The following is an 18,459-nucleotide window of genomic DNA, read 5'->3' on the forward strand; positions in this document are numbered from 1 at the left end:
AATATGATTATTAAATTAGCTTTAAAACATCCGCTGCTTTAACTAAAGTTTCATTAGTTTTAGCAAAGCAGAAACGTAACACTTTATCGTCCTTACCATTTTCATTAAATACAGACAACGGGATTGATGCAATCTTAAACTTTTTTGTTAATCGCTTAGCGAAATCCACATCGTGTTCATCCGTAATTTCAGAATAATCTAAAACCTGAAAATAGGTGCCCTGTGAAGGTTGAAACTTAAAGCGAGATTCTGAAATGAGATTAAGAAACAAATCACGCTTCTGTTGAAAGAAATCATTCAATCCTAAATACGTTTCTGCATCTTGCATATAGTCAGCAATGCCTTTTTGCGCAGGATGATTAACGGAAAAGACATTGAACTGATGTACTTTTCTAAATTCCTTCATCAAATATTCTGGTGCACAGCAATACCCAATCTTCCAACCCGTGTTGTGGAACGTCTTTCCGAAAGAAGCTGTGATAAAACTGCGCTGTTTTAGATCATCAAATAAGCATACACTTTGATGATGTTCGCCGTCAAAAATAATGTGTTCGTAAACTTCATCACTTAGTACAATGATGTTGGTGTCTTTTGTCAGTTTTTGAAGTTGAAGCATATCATGTTTAGTCCAAATCGTTCCACTTGGATTATGAGGGGTATTGATAACGATCATTTTAGTTTTTGATGATATTTTTGAAGCAACTCCCTCCCAATCGACTTTATAGTTTGGTGCAGAAAGCTGAATAGGAATCGTTTTTCCACCATTGACCTCTATTGCAGGTTGGTAACAATCGTAAGCAGGTTTAAAAATGATGACTTCGTCACCATGCCGCACAAATGCTGAAATAATGGTATAAATGGCTTGCGTGGCACCTGCAGTGACCGTGATATCCTTTTCAGGATGGTAAGTCGATTTATAGAGTAATTGGTATTTGTTTGATATTGCCAATCGTAAATCGAGATTACCAGCCATTGGTGCATATTGGTTATAGCCATTGTTCATGGCATTGCTGACTAGATCATTCAATTTTTGCGAACTCGGATAATTTGGAAAACCTTGCGAAAGATTTATAGCATTATGCTCTTTTGCTAAAGCACTCATTACGGTAAAAATAGTAGTGCCTACATTGGGTAATTTAGATTGGTGTTGCATAGATTTAAAGATACTAAAACCATAAATCTTTTAAAACTTATTTAAGGTTTGTTTAATCCAGCAGTATGTAAAAACATCATCACATCATTAATGCATGTTTTGAGATTGTCTTTTATTTCATGGGTCCAAAATCTAAATACAGTAAAATCAAGTTCTCTTAATTGTTGGTTCACTTCTCGATCGCGTTGCATATTTCGCTCTATCTTCGGAATCCAAAATCCACGGTTGCTTTTTAGTTGGTCCTTTCGCTCATCCCAATTGTAGCCATGCCAAAATTCACCATCAATAAAAATGACTAATTTGTATTTTTTAATGCTTACATCTGGTCGTCCAGGTAGTTGTTTGCTATCTACACGATATCGCACACCTTTTCGCCAAAGTGCCTTACGGAACAACAATTCTGGTTTGGTATTCTTACCACGTATTTTGCTCATTATTTTAGAGCGTTTCTTTGTGGTATAGAAACCAGATTCTTCGTTGAATCTTGGGACTTTTATTTTTTCTTCGGAATACGGCATTGATAAATTAAAATAACAATTTAGAATTTTTTTTCAAAGAGTTCACCTTCTCGATACAATTCCTCATTCTTCGGAATCACTCGAAGTGACGAAATGTGGTTAGTACGTCAGTTCGAGTGAAATTGCTTTTTCAGCAATTTTGTATCGAGAACTCTTATTTGTTAAAACTCTTCTTTGCTAAATTGGAAAGTTTATCAAATTCATTATTAATTAGTGCTTCCTTTTTAGCTCTCGACCATTTTTTAATTTGCTTTTCTGTCTGGATAGCTAAGTTGATATCAGTGAACCCGGCATAAAAAACTAATTTTATTGGTCTACGAGTATAAGTATAACTCTCTATATGCTTACCGTTTTTATGTTCAGAAATTCTATTTGTCAAGTTAGACGTTATTCCTGTGTAATATGTGTCATCAGAGCATTTTAAAATGTAAACGTAAGATTGTTTCATTTGATAAATATAAATACTTCTCGATACAATCCCGAGGTTTCGGGATCACTCGAAGTGACGAACAGTTCGAAATCATTTCAAAATATCTCTAATAATTTTTAAATGATGATTGGTATGCAGCATCAAAAAACGATTAACTCTTTTAGTATTAATATGTCCAAACAAGGGATGCTTAAAATAAGCATTGTTATCTAATTTTTCAATGACATCAATATTGGTTTTTGTTGATTCCAATTGCGCTAACAAATCCTTTTTTGTAATATGCTCTGGTGGTAAGACGTATTTTGGTGCTTTTGCTTTTCCTCTTGGAAAGAACCCAAGGGTAAAAAACACTTTCCCCAAAAAGCTAAAATTATTTTTATACTCTTCTGGGTTAGATTTCTCTAAAGTGTCAATAACGCTGTTTATCACTTTTAAACTATGATCCAAATGCCATCCTACGGATGATTTTGAGACTTTAGGATTAATGTATTCGTATTTTGGTATATAACTTTCAATTTGGCTGATGTAATTGTTCAGATTTTTAGTTGATGCCATGGATATATAGTTTGGGTTAAGGTAAATAAAAAAAATCCCAAATCCCGAAATTTCGGGACTTAGGATTTTGAGTTTTAGTTTTTTGGAATTTTCGTTACCCTAGTAACGATAGTGCTCAGGCTTATAAGGGCCTTCAACATTAACACCAATATATTTTGCTTGGTCTTCTTTTAATTCCGTAAGCTCAACACCAATTTTTTCTAAGTGTAACTTTGCAACTTTTTCATCTAAGTGCTTAGGTAACATGTACACGTCGTTCTTGTAGGCTTCAGAATTATTCCAAAGTTCAATTTGAGCCAAGGTTTGGTTGGTAAATGAATTACTCATTACAAAACTTGGGTGGCCAGTTGCGCAACCTAGGTTTACCAAACGCCCTTCAGCCAATACAATGATGTCTTTACCATCAATAGTGTATTTGTCAACTTGTGGCTTAATAGTGTTTTTAGTGTCACCATAGTTGTCGTTTAACCAAGCCATCTGGATTTCATTATCAAAATGCCCAATATTACACACTATAGTTTTGTCTTTCATCGCTTTAAAGTGCTCAGCGCGTACTATATCTTTGTTTCCTGTTGTTGTGATTACAATATCAGAGTTACCTACAACCGTTTCCAGTTTCTTCACTTCAAAACCGTCCATGGCTGCTTGTAATGCGCAAATTGGGTCAATTTCAGTAATGGTAACAATACTACCAGCACCTTTAAAAGAAGCGGCTGTTCCTTTACCAACATCACCATAACCACAAACGGTTACACGCTTACCAGCTAACATAAGGTCAGTTGCTCTACGAATCGCATCTACTGCAGATTCTTTACAACCGTATTTGTTATCAAACTTCGACTTAGTAACTGAATCATTAACGTTTATTGCTGGCATCGGTAAAGTTCCATTCTTTACACGCTCATACAATCTGTGAACTCCAGTTGTAGTTTCCTCAGAAAGTCCTTTGATACCAGAGGCTAACTCAGGATATTTATCTAAAACCATGTTGGTTAAGTCACCACCATCGTCCAAGATCATATTCAACGGTTGTCTGTCTTCACCAAAAAATAAGGTTTGCTCAATACACCAATCAAACTCTTCTTCCGTCATATCTTTCCAAGCGTAAACGGCAGTTCCTGCAGCGGCTACTGCAGCAGCAGCTTGATCTTGAGTTGAAAAAATATTACAAGAACTCCAAGTGACTTCTGCACCTAAAGCCTGTAAGGTTTCGATTAATACCGCAGTTTGTATGGTCATGTGCAAACACCCTGCAATACGAGCACCTTTTAAAGGTTGTTCGTTTTTGTATTCTTCTCGAAGACTCATTAAACCTGGCATTTCTGCTTCTGCTAATTCAATTTCTTTTCTTCCCCAAGCCGCGAGCGACATGTCTTTTACCTTGTTAGGCACGTAAGCAACTGTTTTTGTACTCATATTATTTTTTGTCTAATTTTTAAAATTGTTCCTGCCTTTGGGTTTCACATTGAAATGGTTAAATTCGCTTACCAAAAAATGCCAAATCTGCCTTAGGCAGTGCAAAGATAATCAATAGCTTTCAGAATATTAAATGCCACTGTATAAATCCATTAGCGTAAACTCACAAACTACTGTTAAAATCTGGAAGATTGAAGAGTCTTACCACGATTTAATGAAGCCCTTGGATCTAAAACCAAACAGCCTAGAACGTGTTTTGGGCATGAAAAGCGAACTGCACCAACGTGGTTTTTTAAGTGTAAGGCATTTGCTGCGGGAATTCGGTTATACGGACCAGGATTTGTATTATGATGACAACGGAAAACCACACCTAAAAGATGGCAAGCATATTTCAATTACGCATTCATTTACATTTTCTGGAGTGATTATCAGTGACGATGAAGTTGGAATTGACATAGAAAAACAACGTGATAAAATCAGTATTATAGCCCATAAATTTGTGGATTATGAATTCGATTATTTAGATAAGAATTCTGAAGACTACATTGGAAGGCTAACGGTTATTTGGTGCGTAAAAGAATCACTTTATAAACTCTTTGCTACACCAGGTATGGTTTTTAAAGACCATTTTTTAGTGATTCCGTTTATGTTGAAAGATAGAGAAACAGTAGCCTGGATTGATTATGAAGATAAAAAATACAGGTATAATACAGCCTTTTTAGAGTTTGAAGGGTTTACTTGTGCGTACGTGGTTCCTTAAAAGAAATGAGACAAGAGAAATTAGAAATTAGAGCTTTGGAATTTGGATTTTTTGTTATGGGATTTAACCGTGCTATACACTGAATAATGCAATGAAAAATGCGACCCAAGTCATATTGGAATCAATTAAAAGTGACGCTAAAAGTTTAGCTGTTCTCATCGATCCAGATAAAATGAGTATTGAACATGTTGAAGGTTTTATCAACATGGTAAACACATCTATAGCAACGCACATTTTTGTTGGTGGAAGTGAAGTAGGTGAAGGTGTGACAGAGGCATTGGTTATTGAGATAAAGAAGTACACAAAACTGCCTGTGATTTTATTTCCAGGTGATGTCATTCAAATTACGGATAAAGCAGATGGCATATTGTTTCTGTCTTTAATTTCTGGTAGAAATCCCGAGTATTTAATAGGAAAACACGTCGAAGCTGTTTCAAAATTAAAACAAACAAATTTAAAGGTAATGCCATGTGGCTATATTTTAATTGAAAACGGAAAAGAAACCTCAGTAGAACGCGTAAGCCAGACCAAACCATTGAAGCGAAATGACATTCAAAATATTGTGGATACTGCCAAAGCAGGGGAATTATTAGGTATGAAACTCATATATCTTGAAGCTGGTAGTGGAGCAACACATCCTGTTGAACCAGAAATCATTTCAAAAGTAAAGCGAGAACTAAATATCACATTGATTGTTGGTGGTGGAATTAGGTCTAAGACAGAATTAGAATCGGCTTACAAGGCAGGAGCAAATTTAGTAGTAATAGGAACTGCTTTTGAAGAAGATGAAGCATTTTTTGACAATTTGCAAAAGTAAATTGTCATGCTGAATTTATTTCAGCATCTCATAAATAAGAATATTAATAAAAAGATTACCGCTTTCGCGGCAAGTATCATGAAAATATCAATAGAACTAACACTTACACCACTAAAAGACGATTACGAATCGCATATCATCGACTTTATAAAAGCACTGAGAGCTTCAGAATTCAAGGTTTTAGAAAATCCATTGAGCACACAGATTTATGGTGATTATGATACGCTTATGCCTTTTTTAACTCGAGAAATAAAGAAGTCATTTTCAGAAATTGAAATAGCCGTATTGAACATGAAAATCGTAAAAACCGACCGAAGCGATTATGAACCAGATTTTTGATTTTTTTTTCGCTCAATATGCCGAATATCAAACCACAGATATAGTCTTAGAAATTATAGCTGTTGTATTTGGCTTCCTATCCGTTTGGTTTTCTAAGCAAAATAAGATTTGGGTGTTCCCAACAGGTATGTTGAGTACCATAATTTTTGTGTATCTGCTTTTTAAATGGGAATTGTTGGGCGATATGATGATTAATGCTTATTATTTTGTTATGAGTGTTTACGGTTGGTATGTATGGACGCGAAAAGTAGATGAAACCCACGTCACGCCTATTTCCACGACAACATCAAAAGAAAAAAAGCTAAGTATAGGCATTTTTATAGCCACCCTAATTTTTGTTTTTAGTGTCTATAAAACATTTGACAAATGGAATGGTTGGGTTGCCTACATCGACACCATAACAACAGCAACATTTTTTGTTGGCATGTGGCTTATGGCGAGACGAAAAATAGAAAATTGGATATTCTGGATTATTGGAGATGTCATATCTGTACCTTTGTATTTTTATAAAGGATTTACATTTACAAGTTTTCAATATTTAGGATTTACTGTAATTGCAATATTTGGTTATTTAGCATGGAAGAAGCACTTAAACAACAACCTAGTAACTGTATAAAAGTCGTTTTGTTTGGACCTGAATCCACAGGAAAAACAACATTATCGCGTCAGTTGGCCAGACATTACAATTCGGTTTGGGTGCCAGAATATGCGCGAGAGTATCTTCAAGATAAATGGAATAATGAACGCAAAACTTGTGAGCCCAAGGACTTACTTCCAATAGCAATAGGTCAGATGAAACTCGAAAATGAACTGGCTCAAAAAACGGATTCAGTTTTAATATGTGATACCGATTTGCTCGAAACCAAAGTATATAGTGAAGCCTATTATTCAGGCACATGTGACCCGATTTTAGAAACATATGCTCTAAAAAATTCGTACGACCTTTACTTTTTAACTTATATTGACACACCCTGGGAAGCAGACGATTTAAGAGATAGACCCAATGAAAGAGAACGTATGTTTAAAGCTTTTGAAAGTGCACTGCAAACCTACAACAAACCCTATGTTTTGCTGAAAGGAAACAAAAAAGAACGCTTAAAAACATCAGTTGAGCATATTGATAAATTATTAGAGCAAAAGAAATGAGTTTTACGGAAAAAGATATAAAACAAATTGAAGCTAAAGGATTAACGATACAGCAAGTTGAATCTCAGATTGAACTTTTTAAAACCGAAATCCCTTTTGCAAACATCGCTGAAGCAGCAACTATAGACAACGGTATTATTGGCTTGTCCGAGAATAGTATTGAGGACAATGTGGCAAGATTTGATGCACAAAAGGATAGCTTAGATCTCGTAAAATTTGTGCCAGCTTCTGGTGCAGCCACAAGGATGTTCAAATTTTTGTATAAATTTCTAAAGGAATATAATCCAGAAGAACAATCCATTAATTCTTATATCAACAAAAGTAAGCTGAAAGAAATGTCGCTGTTTATGGTTGGGTTAGAAAAGTTCCCATTTTATGCCCAAGTTACAGAGCGATTGGAATCAAAAGGAGTGGATTTTGAAAACCTATCAGATAGTAAAAAAACCTGGCATTTTGTTCATGCCATGCTCGATGAGAAGCAGTTGAATTTTGGAAATCAACCAAAAGGATTATTGCCATTTCACAAATATCGTAGTAGTCATATTTCTACAGCATTTGAAGAACATTTGTATGAAGCAGCACTTTATGCCTCAACAGACAATACAGCTGAGTTACACTTTACCATTTCAGAACGTTACAAAGATAAGTTTGACGAGGAATTTAAACGTATCGAGGAATACGTGGAAAATAGCACAGGAGTGTCTTTCAATATTTCATTTTCTTACCAACACGAATCAACGGACACCATTGCGGTGACTTTAGATAATGAACCGTTTAGAGAAGATGATGATAGTCTGTTGTTTAGGCCTTCTGGTCATGGGGCTTTATTAAGGAACCTCAATGCCATTGAGGCGGATATTATCTTTATTAAGAATATTGATAATGTAGTAGTAAAGGATTACAAACATGAAGTAGCAAAATACAAAAAGGTACTGGCTGGAATTCTATTAAAACTACAATCCAAAACATTTGAGTATCTGCAATTATTGGATAAGCAAACAATTTCAGGTGGTGATTTTGCCGAAATTGAGGAATTTCTTTCACAAGACATGATGATTAAAATCTCTAGTGAATACCAAAAATATCAGGATGAATATAAGATAGAGTATTTACGGGAAAAGCTCAACAGACCTATCCGAATTTGTGGAATGGTAAAAAATGAGGGAGAACCAGGTGGAGGTCCATTTTGGGTAAGAGATATGTATGGTAACCTATCCTTACAGATTGTGGAGTCGGCACAGATTAATTTAAAGAATAAATCACAGAAAGATATTTTAACCAATGCCACACATTTTAATCCAGTGGATTTGGTTTGTGGAGTTAAGAACTATAAAGGTGAAAAATTTAATCTCGAAAACTTCGTCGATCACAATGCAGCTTTTATAACTATGAAAACCAAAGTTGGAAAGGACCTAAAAGCACTGGAACTACCTGGATTATGGAATGGTAGTATGGCCTATTGGAACACCATTTTTGTTGAGGTCCCTATTATTACATTCAACCCAGTGAAAACCGTAAATGATTTGCTAAAAGCACCACATCAAATAAAGTCGTAGTGGATGCAGAAGCTTTAAAATCTGAATTAACGTATAAAGCTGTCAGAAGCTCTGGAAGCGGTGGGCAAAATGTCAACAAAGTAGCATCTAAAGTTTTACTGTATTTTGATTTGGAAGCATCTTCGGTCTTCAACGAAGATGAAAAAGAACTTTTAAGAGCGTTTTTCAGTAACCGATTAAATAAGAAGGGAGTCCTCATCTTAAGCTCTGATGAAAGCCGAAGCCAATTTAGAAACAAGGCCTTAGTCACACAGCGGTTTTTAGAATTAGTTGAGGAAGGTCTAAAAGAAGATAAAGAAAGAAAACCAACCAAAATCCCAAGAGCCGTTAAACGAAAACGTTTAAAAAACAAGCGTAAGAATTCCGAAAAGAAAGCAAATCGTAAACCGCCAAAAATTGATTAAAATAATTAGTCAATAAACATTTGCAAATTATCATTTGTTACTATCTTTGCAGCGTTCTCAAAAAAGGGGTGCTTTTTAAAGTATGCAGTTACAAGTTCACAGTCTTCAGTTTTACTGGAAACTGATTACTGCCAACTGCTTACTGATAGGGCTGAGATCATACCCATTGAACCTGCGCAGGTAATGCTGTGAAGGAATTTAAAGATGACTTTGTCATGCTGAACTTGTTTCAGCATCTCATTCATCAAAAAAATCAATTATTAACAAGAATAATGACCTCTTTTTATTCGATTATAAACTTATAGTCGTATGAAAAATCTATTCAAAAATCTGCTTAAAACAAGTTGGCAGAAATCGACAATTTTCATTTTTTTATTTAGCCTTTGTTCAGCTTATGGACAAGAAAAACAACAAGACACCACAAAAGTTGAAAAACTAGACGAAGTTCTTGTAAAAGCCGTTCGTGTAACGGAAAAAGCACCAATTACACATTCTAATGTCACCAAAAAGGAAATCGCAAAGCGTAATCTAGGGCAAGATATTCCGGTTTTGTTAAACTTTTTACCTTCAGTAGTTACAACAACAGATGCTGGTGCAGGTATTGGTTATACAGGTATTAGAGTGAGAGGTGTGAGCCCGCAATCAACCAATGTTACCATAAATGGGATTCCGTATAACGATGCCGAATCTTTAGGTACGTTTTGGGTGAACCTGGGTGACTTTGCATCTTCGGTTGAAAGTTTACAGTTGCAACGTGGTGTTGGGACATCAACTAACGGATCAGGAGCATTTGGTGCGAGTATCAATGTATTGACTGACGCTGTTTCTAAAGAAGCTTCAGGTGAAATTTCTAATTCCTTCGGAAGTTATAATACCAGAAAGCATACCGTAAAGTTTAGTACGGGATTACTTAATGACCACATTGAGATAGCTGGTCGATTATCTAATATTTCATCAGACGGTTATATCGATAGAGCTTCAGCAGATTTAAAATCATATTTCTTGCAAGCGTCATACATTGATACTAATACCTTAATTAAGGCCATAACATTTGGTGGTAATGAAGTCACCTACCAAGCTTGGTATGGTATTGATGCAGAGACTTTAGCTAATGACCGAACTTTCAATTTTGCCGGAATCTATACAGATGATGATGGAAACACACAGTTCTACGATAATGAGGTAGATAATTACAGCCAAGACCATTACCAATTACACTGGAATCAGAAATACAACAACAATTGGTCAACAACCTTGGGCTTAAATTACACCTATGGTCGTGGCTATTTTGAGCAGTTTAGAGAAGACGATGATTTTTCAACTTATGGTTTTGAAGAATTGACTGTTGATGGAGAGACGGTTAATACTACAGATTTAATTCGTCGTCGTTGGTTAGATAATGACTTTTATGTTATTAATGCAAGTGCCAACTATAAAAATGATAAACTCGATATGATCTTCGGTGGATCATTCAGTCATTACGATGGCGACCATTTTGGTGAAGTAATTTGGGCAGAATTTGCTAGCCAAAGTGAAATACGAGATCGTTATTACGATGGTAATAGCATAAAAAATGATTTGTCCGTATTTACTAAAGCCAATTATCAATTAAACGAAAATGTGAGCTTGTACGGAGATTTACAGGTTAGGAATGTAACGTATAAAACCTTCGGAAATACATCTGATTTAGTAGATTTTGAAGTGGATAAAGATTTTACGTTTTTCAATCCAAAGGCTGGTATTACTTATGACTTAAATACGTCTAATAGCCTATATTTTTCTTATGCCAGAGCAAATAGAGAACCCAACAGAACGGATTTTGAAAGCAATCCTAATATAAAACCTGAGCAACTTAATGACTTTGAGCTCGGTTGGAGACACAAAAAAGGCAACTTTACGTTTAATGCCAACGCCTATTATATGCTGTATAACCAACAGTTGGTACTTTCTGGACGGTTAGATGATGTTGGTAACCCAATTAGAACCAATAGTGGTGAAAGCTATCGCTTGGGATTAGAGTTAGAGGCAATTATTCCTGTAACATCTAAGCTAACGTTACAACCTAACATGACGATTAGCTCTAATAAAACTAAAGAAACCATTGTGTCCTTAAATGGAGAACTACAAAATTTAGGAAAGACAGATATTTCATTCTCGCCAGATATAGTAGCAGCGAATGCTATAGTATTTCGACCTATAGACAACCTTCAAATGTCATTATTGAGTAAATATGTGGGTGAACAGTTTATGGGAAATACAGAAAATCCTGATTCAAAACTAGATAGTTTCTTTGTGAATGACTTTAACATCAACTACACACTTAAAACAAATTCAATTTTTGAATCTATTGTGTTTACCGGTTTGGTAAATAATATTTTTAACGAAAAATATGTGTCAAACGGTTACTTTGGTTCTTTTGATTTTGAAGATCCTAGTAGCCCAACAGGTAGTTCAACTGGTTTTTTTTCTGGATTTTACCCACAGGCCACAACCAATTTTTTAATGGGGGTAACATTGAATTTTTAGTTAGAAACTACATAGGTATTATTACCAACATCATCAACCCTGTATGGCACTAACGTACAGGGTTGTGTATTTCCCTCAAGACCTAAACCAGTTGCTAAACTATATTGATTTTCATCATCACAACCACAAACCACAATATCACCAACCCCAGAATCTGTAAGTGTTGAACATGCGGCAGGAGCATGACTTGGGTCAGCTGCTTCCCAAGCATAAAGTGTAGATGAGTTTAAGCGCCAAAGCCATATACCATTGTTGCCTTGTCCGGAAACGTAAACACCATTACCGGGAAACTGCAATTGATTAAACTGTGGTAAATTAGTATTAACAGTGAGGTTAACTCCAGCATCAAATAAGAAGTTACAATTGCTTCTTGCGCTGTCATCGCTATTGCATGTAAATAAGAGTATAGAAAGGATAATAAGTAGCTTTTTCATTACAAAATTTTGTGGCTCAATTTACGATTATTTCAGCTATACCGTAAATATTTTATATATTTGCATAGTAATCTCGTTGGCGCGGGATTTTTTCGTTAGTCCCGAACTTGTTTCGGGATCTTTTTTAGATATAGCACAAGAGATTACAATAGTTAAACGAATGAATTATGAGTAAAGTATCTTATTACACAGCTGAAGGACTAAAAAAATTAAGAGAAGAACTAAATCATCTTAAAGATGTAGAACGTCCTAAAGCATCACAGGCGATTGCCGAGGCAAGAGATAAAGGTGATTTGAGTGAAAATGCAGAATACGATGCTGCCAAAGAAGCGCAAGGGATGTTAGAAATGAAAATTTCTAAGATGGAAGAAACTCTGGCAAATGCTCGTGTTATTGACGAATCTCAGTTAGACACTTCTAAGGTATTAGCGCTTTCAAAAGTTAAGATAAAGAACCAAACCAATGGTATGGAAATGACTTATACCTTAGTTGCAGAAAGTGAAGCAGATTTAGCTGCAGGTAAGATTTCGGTAAATTCGCCAATTGGTAAAGGTTTATTGGGTAAATCTGTTGGTGACACCGCAGAAATACAAGTGCCTAACGGAATTATGAAATTTGATATATTAGAAATTTCGAGATAAACTAAAGACAATTTAAATGCTTATAGTAAAAAGATTCCTTTCTCAAGGAATCTTTTTATCTTTATAAGATATTCTTAAAAAGAAATGGCTACACTTTTCACAAAAATCATAAATGGCGAAATTCCATCTTACAAAGTGGCAGAGACACAAGATTTCTATGCTTTTTTAGATATAAACCCAAATTCAAAAGGTCATACACTTTGTATTCCAAAAAAAGAGGTCGACAAAATTTTTGATTTAGATGAAGAGACTTACACTGGTTTAATGCAATTTTCGAGACGAGTGGCTATAGCTATTGAAAAAGCTATACCATGTCAACGTGTAGGTATGTCGGTTATTGGGTTAGAGGTTCCACATGTACATGTCCACTTAATTCCACTGCATACTATGGAAAATGCACGCTTTACACATAAGGAAAAATTAACTTCGGAAGAGTTTGAAACTATTGCCAATAAAATAGCTTCCTTCTTGTAATTTAAAAAGAAATTACATCAGTCATCACCAATACAATCAGTGCTAAAATAAGAATATCCAATACGATAATAACCCAAGCTAAAGGCTTTAGTTTTATTGATTTTGATTTGGGCTGCACTGCACGTTGTTGATATTCAACAACACGTTCTATATCATCCGTCCATCGCACAGGAAAAATTGCTGTATTGCAATTATTACAGTGCATTTCGTGTGATGTTTCAGTAGTTATAGCTTTGTAAAACGCATTTTCTTTAAACTTTTGCTTAAAAGTAATTTCTAAGCCATCATTAGAATAACACTCTGGACAATTGTTATTGAGTCTAGCCTCTTTTAGCGTAAAGAATTTTGTCGTAGCCATACCTAAAGTTAAGACAATAATTTTAAACTAATCTGAATGGTGGTGCCTTTACCAATTTCAGAATGAAGAACTTTTATCTTTCCGTTATGATAATCTTCAACAATCCTTTTGGCTAACGATAGCCCAAGTCCCCAACCACGTTTTTTTGTAGTATAACCAGGCTCAAAAATTTTAGTAAACTGATGTTTGGCAATACCTTTTCCTGTATCGGAAATATCAATTAAAACGTTTTTATCTGTTTGGGAGATTTTCAGCTTTAAATCCCCTTTGCCCTTCATAGCATCAATGGCATTTTTTACCAAATTCTCTATAGTCCAACTGTAGAGCTGTGGATTTACATTTACGATAATTTCATTATCTGGGCTTTCAATATGGAAGTTAATAAGTTTAGAAGATCTCGATTTTAAATAATCATACGAAGACTCTGTGAGCTTAACAATATCCAACCTTTCTAAAGTAGGAGCGGAGCCTATCTTGCTAAAGCGCTCTGTAATGGTCTGTAAGCGATCGATGTCTTTTTCTATTTCCGAAATATACTCTGCTTTTACATTTTCTGTTTTCAAAATTTCTGTCCAACCCACAAGCGATGATAATGGAGTTCCTATTTGATGTGCCGTTTCCTTGGCCATTCCTGTCCACAATTTATTCTGCTCCGCGTTTTTAGAACTTCGATAAAAGAAATAGACCACAGCAGCAAAAAGAAGTATAATGAGCAATAAAGCCAGTGGATAGTATTTCAATTTGTTAAGTAGTGGTGAATTGCCATAATATATGGTTTGAAACACTTTGTTATTAACAATAACCTTAATAGGCTCATTTTCGCTTGTGAATTTATTAACCAAGTTTTGTATTTGAAGAGAATCTTGAAGTTTTTCCTCATCAATATTAATAGAGGTACTTACTTTACCTTCTTCGTCTAAGACCAGCATTGGTGTGCTGGTTGTGGTCTCGGTGAGAACGTGGGAAGTGACTTCATTTACATCTTCAGTGAGGTCATCAATATTTTTCAATAAGTCAATTTGGGCAACCGACCAGGTTTTTATTTTTATTCGCTCTTCGGCCTTAAATTTTTGAAAAAAGGAATAGGTATTCCAGAGAATAAGGGAAATAATAATAAACGAAGACAATATAATAATCCAGCGAGCTACATTTCTTTCTAAGCTTAGGTTCATTGGCTAGTGCAATTTCTTTTTAATATAATGTAAAACTGTTGATAATATTGTACTGATATACATGCCAAACACTTTCATCAGCGAACCAATATAATTATATTTGTTGAAAATCAGTTGACTGCATGCTATCTTTTGATCCCAAAGACCTTTCCACAGGCAGATTACACGGTTATTTGTTGAGTGCTGTAGCGCCAAGACCTATTGCGTTTGCAAGTACTATTGATGCTGATGGTAACCCAAATTTATCGCCATTTAGTTTCTTTAATGTCTTTAGTGCCAATCCACCAATAATGATATTTTCTCCTGCGCGACGTGTTAGGGATAATACCACAAAGCATACATTAGAAAATGTTGAAGCGGTAAAAGAAGTGGTCATTAATGTTGTTAACTATGATATTGTACATCAAATGTCATTGAGCAGTACTGAGTATCCTAAGGATATCAATGAGTTTGAAAAAGCAGGATTAACTATGTTGCCTTCCGATAAGGTAAAACCTTTTAGAGTGGCAGAATCTCCGGTACAGTTTGAATGTAAGGTCAATGAGATTGTTAATTTAGGTAGCGAAGGTGGAGCAGGAAATTTGATAATATGCGAAGTGGTGAAGCTTCATATATCAGATGAAGTTATGAATGCCGATAGTACTATAAATCAAGAAGCATTGGATTTAGTAGCGAGAGCTGGTGGCAGTTATTATAGCCGAGCAAAACGAGGCTTTTTCGAAATCCCAAAACCATTGAGAACTATGGGAATTGGTGTTGATGCATTACCAGAAGATGTTAGAAATAGTATGATTTTAACAGGGAATAACCTAGGCATGTTGGCTAATGTAGAAACTTTGCCAAACAAAGAGGAAGTAGCAAAATTTATTGCAAATATAAGTGAGCGCTATCCCGAGATTAAAACAGCCTCACATAGAAGAAAACATAAATTAGCTCAAAATTATTTGAGTTATGGAGACGTAGAAAGTGCATGGAAGTTATTACTTTCGTAAACTCAAAGAAAATAAACATAAAATAATTATAGATTAAGCAAAAATGGAAGTACAAGGACGTATTAAGATGATTGGAGAGACCCAAACTTTTGGAAGTAACGGATTTAGAAAAAGAGAAGTTGTAGTAACAACAGAAGAGCAATATCCACAACATATTATGGTGGAATTTGTCCAGGATAAGACGGACTTATTGAACAATTTCCAAGTAGGACAACAGGTTAAAATTAATATTAACCTAAGAGGCCGTGAGTGGGTAAATCCTCAAGGAGAAACAAAATACTTTAACTCTATACAAGGGTGGAGAATCGAGGCTTTACAGCCAGAAGCGGCAAGTGGTGATATGCCACCAGTGCCACCAACTGAAGCTTTTGAGCCAGTGAGTGATTTAAATGAAGACGATCATGATGATTTGCCGTTTTAATTAAAAAAACGCAATGATTATAAAAAAAAGACTTGTTTCTCTTGAAACGAGTCTTTTTTGTTTTAAAATGAAAAAGTCCCAATGGTTAGTTGGGACTTAGTATTGTGGTTTTAGGTTTTGACCTTTACAAACAAACTTAAAAAAAAGCAATGATGAACAAAAATTTATTACATAAAGGTCGAGCCAAATATCTATAAAATTCTTATACTATCAAAACACAAATCCTTATTTAACAGTAAAAAATCGCTTAAAAGCATATTTTATGCACTTTTTGACACAAAAAATAAAATTTCCCGATGTCTCAAAAGCCTCTGCAGATGGGTTATTGGCCATTGGTGGTGATTTATCTACAGAACGATTGATACATGCATATTCCCATGGTATCTTCCCTTGGTTTGAAGCTGAAGAACCACTGCTTTGGTGGTCACCAGACCCAAGATTTGTGCTTTTTCCTAAAGATTTAAGAGTGTCAAAGAGTACGCGACAAGTATTCAAAAAGAATCTTTTTAGTGTTACTGTGAACAAAGATTTCAATGCTGTAATCGCTCAATGTTCCAATACAAAAAGAAAAGGACAGTTAGGGACTTGGATAACCAAAGATATGATAGAGGCTTATAAAAAATTGCACCAATTGGGTTATGCAAAGTCTGTAGAAGTGTGGCAAAACGATGAATTGGTTGGTGGTTTGTATGGTGTGGACTTAGGAAATGATGTCTTCTGTGGAGAAAGCATGTTCGCTAAAGTGAGTAATGCCAGTAAGGTCGGATTTATAACCTTTGTTCAGAATTCTGACTATAAACTAATCGATTGCCAATTGCACACCAAACATCTAGAAAGTTTAGGAGGAAAGCATATTTCGAGGCAAGAATTTCTGAAATACCTTTAGACCTCATTATATCTAAAACAAGATACTTCATGGTCATTCACCATGCCTGTAGCTTGCATGTGCGCATAAACAACTGTAGTGCCCACAAACTTGAAGCCACGCTTTTTTAAATCCTTGCTTATTTTATCACTTAGAGGTGTGTTGGCTGGAGCTTTTTTGTAGTCCTTAAAACTATTTTTAATGGGTTTGCCATCTACAAAGTCCCATATGTATTTTGAAAACGAACCAAATTCATCTTGAATTTTCATAAATGCCTGCGCATTGGTAACCGTAGCGTTTACTTTCAGTTTATTTCTTATAATACCTTTATCTTGAAGCAAAGCATCAACCTTAGGCTGTTGGTACTTGGCTATTTTCTTGTAATTAAAATTATCAAAAGCCTTCCTGAAATTTTCACGCTTTCTTAAAATGGTAATCCAACTTAAACCTGCTTGAAAGGTCTCTAAGGTTAAAAACTCAAATAGCGTATCGTCATCATAAACTGGCACTCCCCATTCTTCATCATGATAAGCTTCATAAAGTGGATCACCAACGCACCAACCGCATCTATGCTTTTCCATTTTGTTTTTTTTTTAAGTAATAAATTAATGTTGTAATAAATGAAACAATAACGAACAGAATCCTAAACCAACCATAAAAATTAGAACGGTTTGTCGGATAACCTTCAAAATAATGAAGCCTTTCAATAATTAATGCAATAATCCATCCAATTACACAGACTATTTGAATGATAAAAAATATTCGTCGACGTTTATTCATTGTAAGTTTTCTGTTTATTTCATACTAAGGTAACAACTGTCACATAAAATATGGCAAGTCAACCTTAAATTTGCAATATGAAAGTAAATGAATTATCAGTGGTCAACGAAATTATTTCAAAAAGCATTAAAAAAAGTATTTCTTATCCTCAATATAGAGCACTCGTTGCTGAATTAGTGCAGAAACATTCTACAACAGGAAACGAAAAAACAGAAGCCTTAATTAACTATACCATGCTAAATGACAGACGCATGAAACGCTGGGATAAAACGGTTAAGCTATCTAACGAAGCAAAAACCAAGATCAAAAGCTTTGGCAACAAAGTAACTTGGTTAGTGATTACTGAGAGCTGGTGTGGTGATGCAGCGCATATTATGCCAGTAATCCATAAAGTAGCAGAGCTAAATGACAATATTGATTACAGAATTGTATTGCGTGATGATAATGCGGAATTGATGGATCTATTCTTAACCAATGGTGCGCGAGCAATTCCTAAACTTATCATGATTGATAATGAATCTAAAGAAGTGCTTGATACCTTTGGTGCAAGGCCGTCAGTGGCAACTGCAATGGTAAAAGCCTATATAGAAGAACATGGCATGTTAACATCAGAATTTAAAGAAGATTTACAGCGTTGGTACAATAAAGACAAAGGACAATCAACAATTGAAGATTTGTTGAAACAGTTAGTTTAATTTCTTT

General features: G+C 35.1%; 23 protein-coding genes. 14 read left to right on the forward strand and 9 right to left on the reverse strand.

Going from position 1 to position 18,459, the window contains the following annotated elements:
- Window positions 1–10: 10 nt before the first annotated feature.
- From F1003_RS04900 to ahcY, 5 genes are all read right to left on the reverse strand, one after another.
- Window positions 11–1,153 carry a methionine aminotransferase gene (locus F1003_RS04900; protein WP_155088103.1) on the reverse strand — a complete coding sequence of 381 codons (1,143 nt, stop codon included), beginning with the start codon at window positions 1,151–1,153 and terminating at the stop codon, window positions 11–13.
- A gap of 41 nt (window positions 1,154–1,194) precedes the next feature.
- Window positions 1,195–1,671, reverse strand: a complete 477-nt coding sequence (locus F1003_RS04905; RefSeq protein ID WP_155088104.1) for a very short patch repair endonuclease — start codon at window positions 1,669–1,671, stop codon at window positions 1,195–1,197.
- A gap of 154 nt (window positions 1,672–1,825) precedes the next feature.
- Complete coding sequence (locus F1003_RS04910) at window positions 1,826–2,119, reverse strand: GIY-YIG nuclease family protein (protein ID WP_155088105.1); 294 nt, start codon at window positions 2,117–2,119, stop codon at window positions 1,826–1,828.
- A 72-nt stretch (window positions 2,120–2,191) separates the two neighbouring features.
- Window positions 2,192–2,656, reverse strand: a complete 465-nt coding sequence (locus F1003_RS04915; protein ID WP_155088106.1) for a DUF1569 domain-containing protein — start codon at window positions 2,654–2,656, stop codon at window positions 2,192–2,194.
- A gap of 99 nt (window positions 2,657–2,755) precedes the next feature.
- Window positions 2,756–4,072, reverse strand: coding sequence for an adenosylhomocysteinase (gene ahcY, locus F1003_RS04920; RefSeq protein WP_155088107.1), 1,317 nt, complete (start codon window positions 4,070–4,072; stop codon window positions 2,756–2,758).
- A 133-nt stretch (window positions 4,073–4,205) separates the two neighbouring features.
- On the opposite strand from ahcY, the gene F1003_RS04925 reads away from it, so the two are divergent.
- From F1003_RS04925 to F1003_RS04960, 8 genes are all read left to right on the forward strand, one after another.
- Window positions 4,206–4,832 (forward strand): 4'-phosphopantetheinyl transferase family protein, encoded by a 627-nt coding sequence (locus tag F1003_RS04925; protein ID WP_155088108.1) that lies wholly within the window; start codon window positions 4,206–4,208, stop codon window positions 4,830–4,832.
- Between the two features lie 91 nt (window positions 4,833–4,923).
- Complete coding sequence (locus tag F1003_RS04930) at window positions 4,924–5,649, forward strand: phosphoglycerol geranylgeranyltransferase (RefSeq protein WP_155088109.1); 726 nt, start codon at window positions 4,924–4,926, stop codon at window positions 5,647–5,649.
- A gap of 78 nt (window positions 5,650–5,727) precedes the next feature.
- Window positions 5,728–5,988 (forward strand): hypothetical protein, encoded by a 261-nt coding sequence (locus tag F1003_RS04935; RefSeq protein ID WP_155088612.1) that lies wholly within the window; start codon window positions 5,728–5,730, stop codon window positions 5,986–5,988.
- The gene (pnuC, locus tag F1003_RS04940) at window positions 5,972–6,604 is read left to right on the forward strand and encodes a nicotinamide riboside transporter PnuC (RefSeq protein ID WP_155088110.1); all 633 of its coding nucleotides are present in this window, start codon (window positions 5,972–5,974) and stop codon (window positions 6,602–6,604) included. The genes F1003_RS04935 and pnuC overlap by 17 nt, the downstream gene beginning before the upstream one ends.
- A complete protein-coding gene (locus tag F1003_RS04945; protein WP_155088111.1) occupies window positions 6,565–7,134 on the forward strand; it encodes an AAA family ATPase in 570 nt (189 codons plus the stop codon). Before pnuC ends, F1003_RS04945 begins: the two co-directional genes overlap by 40 nt.
- Window positions 7,131–8,690, forward strand: coding sequence for a DUF4301 family protein (locus tag F1003_RS04950; RefSeq protein ID WP_155088112.1), 1,560 nt, complete (start codon window positions 7,131–7,133; stop codon window positions 8,688–8,690). Before F1003_RS04945 ends, F1003_RS04950 begins: the two co-directional genes overlap by 4 nt.
- Window positions 8,690–9,094 carry an alternative ribosome rescue aminoacyl-tRNA hydrolase ArfB gene (gene arfB, locus F1003_RS04955; protein WP_162306898.1) on the forward strand — a complete coding sequence of 135 codons (405 nt, stop codon included), beginning with the start codon at window positions 8,690–8,692 and terminating at the stop codon, window positions 9,092–9,094. The genes F1003_RS04950 and arfB overlap by 1 nt, the downstream gene beginning before the upstream one ends.
- 309 nt (window positions 9,095–9,403) lie before the next feature.
- Complete coding sequence (locus F1003_RS04960; protein WP_155088113.1) at window positions 9,404–11,620, forward strand: TonB-dependent receptor; 2,217 nt, start codon at window positions 9,404–9,406, stop codon at window positions 11,618–11,620.
- Here F1003_RS04960 and F1003_RS04965 read toward each other — a convergent pair.
- Window positions 11,617–12,054: a hypothetical protein gene (locus F1003_RS04965; RefSeq protein WP_155088114.1), complete on the reverse strand. Its 438-nt coding sequence runs from the start codon at window positions 12,052–12,054 to the stop codon at window positions 11,617–11,619. The two genes, F1003_RS04960 and F1003_RS04965, sit on opposite strands and share 4 nt — an antisense overlap.
- A gap of 167 nt (window positions 12,055–12,221) precedes the next feature.
- On the opposite strand from F1003_RS04965, the gene greA reads away from it, so the two are divergent.
- Both greA and F1003_RS04975 read left to right on the forward strand, forming a co-directional pair.
- Entirely contained in the window at window positions 12,222–12,695 is a 474-nt protein-coding gene (gene greA / locus F1003_RS04970; protein ID WP_155088115.1) for a transcription elongation factor GreA, read from the forward strand.
- Window positions 12,696–12,779: 84 nt separating this feature from the next.
- Window positions 12,780–13,169, forward strand: a complete 390-nt coding sequence (locus F1003_RS04975; protein WP_155088116.1) for an HIT family protein — start codon at window positions 12,780–12,782, stop codon at window positions 13,167–13,169.
- A 1-nt stretch (window position 13,170) separates the two neighbouring features.
- On the opposite strand, the gene F1003_RS04980 is transcribed toward F1003_RS04975, so the two are convergent.
- The gene (locus tag F1003_RS04980) at window positions 13,171–13,527 is read right to left on the reverse strand and encodes a hypothetical protein (protein ID WP_155088117.1); all 357 of its coding nucleotides are present in this window, start codon (window positions 13,525–13,527) and stop codon (window positions 13,171–13,173) included.
- 8 nt (window positions 13,528–13,535) lie between these two features.
- Window positions 13,536–14,699, reverse strand: coding sequence for a sensor histidine kinase (locus F1003_RS04985; protein WP_155088118.1), 1,164 nt, complete (start codon window positions 14,697–14,699; stop codon window positions 13,536–13,538).
- A 122-nt stretch (window positions 14,700–14,821) separates the two neighbouring features.
- Between F1003_RS04985 and F1003_RS04990 the strand changes: the two genes are divergently transcribed.
- The 3 genes from F1003_RS04990 (at window position 14,822) to aat (ending at window position 16,998) form a co-directional block, all read left to right on the forward strand.
- Window positions 14,822–15,691 carry a flavin reductase family protein gene (locus F1003_RS04990; RefSeq protein ID WP_155088119.1) on the forward strand — a complete coding sequence of 290 codons (870 nt, stop codon included), beginning with the start codon at window positions 14,822–14,824 and terminating at the stop codon, window positions 15,689–15,691.
- A gap of 43 nt (window positions 15,692–15,734) precedes the next feature.
- On the forward strand, window positions 15,735–16,112 hold the full coding sequence (locus tag F1003_RS04995; protein WP_155088120.1) for a DUF3127 domain-containing protein: 378 nt from the start codon (window positions 15,735–15,737) through the stop codon (window positions 16,110–16,112).
- Between the two features lie 262 nt (window positions 16,113–16,374).
- Window positions 16,375–16,998, forward strand: coding sequence for a leucyl/phenylalanyl-tRNA--protein transferase (gene aat, locus F1003_RS05000; protein WP_155088121.1), 624 nt, complete (start codon window positions 16,375–16,377; stop codon window positions 16,996–16,998).
- Here aat and F1003_RS05005 read toward each other — a convergent pair.
- Window positions 16,995–17,558: a DNA-3-methyladenine glycosylase I gene (locus F1003_RS05005; protein WP_155088122.1), complete on the reverse strand. Its 564-nt coding sequence runs from the start codon at window positions 17,556–17,558 to the stop codon at window positions 16,995–16,997. The genes aat and F1003_RS05005 overlap by 4 nt on opposite strands.
- Before the next feature lie 276 nt (window positions 17,559–17,834).
- Here F1003_RS05005 and F1003_RS05010 point away from each other — a divergent pair, with 276 nt between their 5' ends.
- Window positions 17,835–18,452, forward strand: a complete 618-nt coding sequence (locus F1003_RS05010) for a thioredoxin family protein (RefSeq protein WP_155088123.1) — start codon at window positions 17,835–17,837, stop codon at window positions 18,450–18,452.
- Window positions 18,453–18,459 lie beyond the last annotated feature (7 nt).

This window comes from Winogradskyella ouciana (genome assembly GCF_009709615.1).
Taxonomy (GTDB): domain Bacteria; phylum Bacteroidota; class Bacteroidia; order Flavobacteriales; family Flavobacteriaceae; genus Winogradskyella; species Winogradskyella ouciana.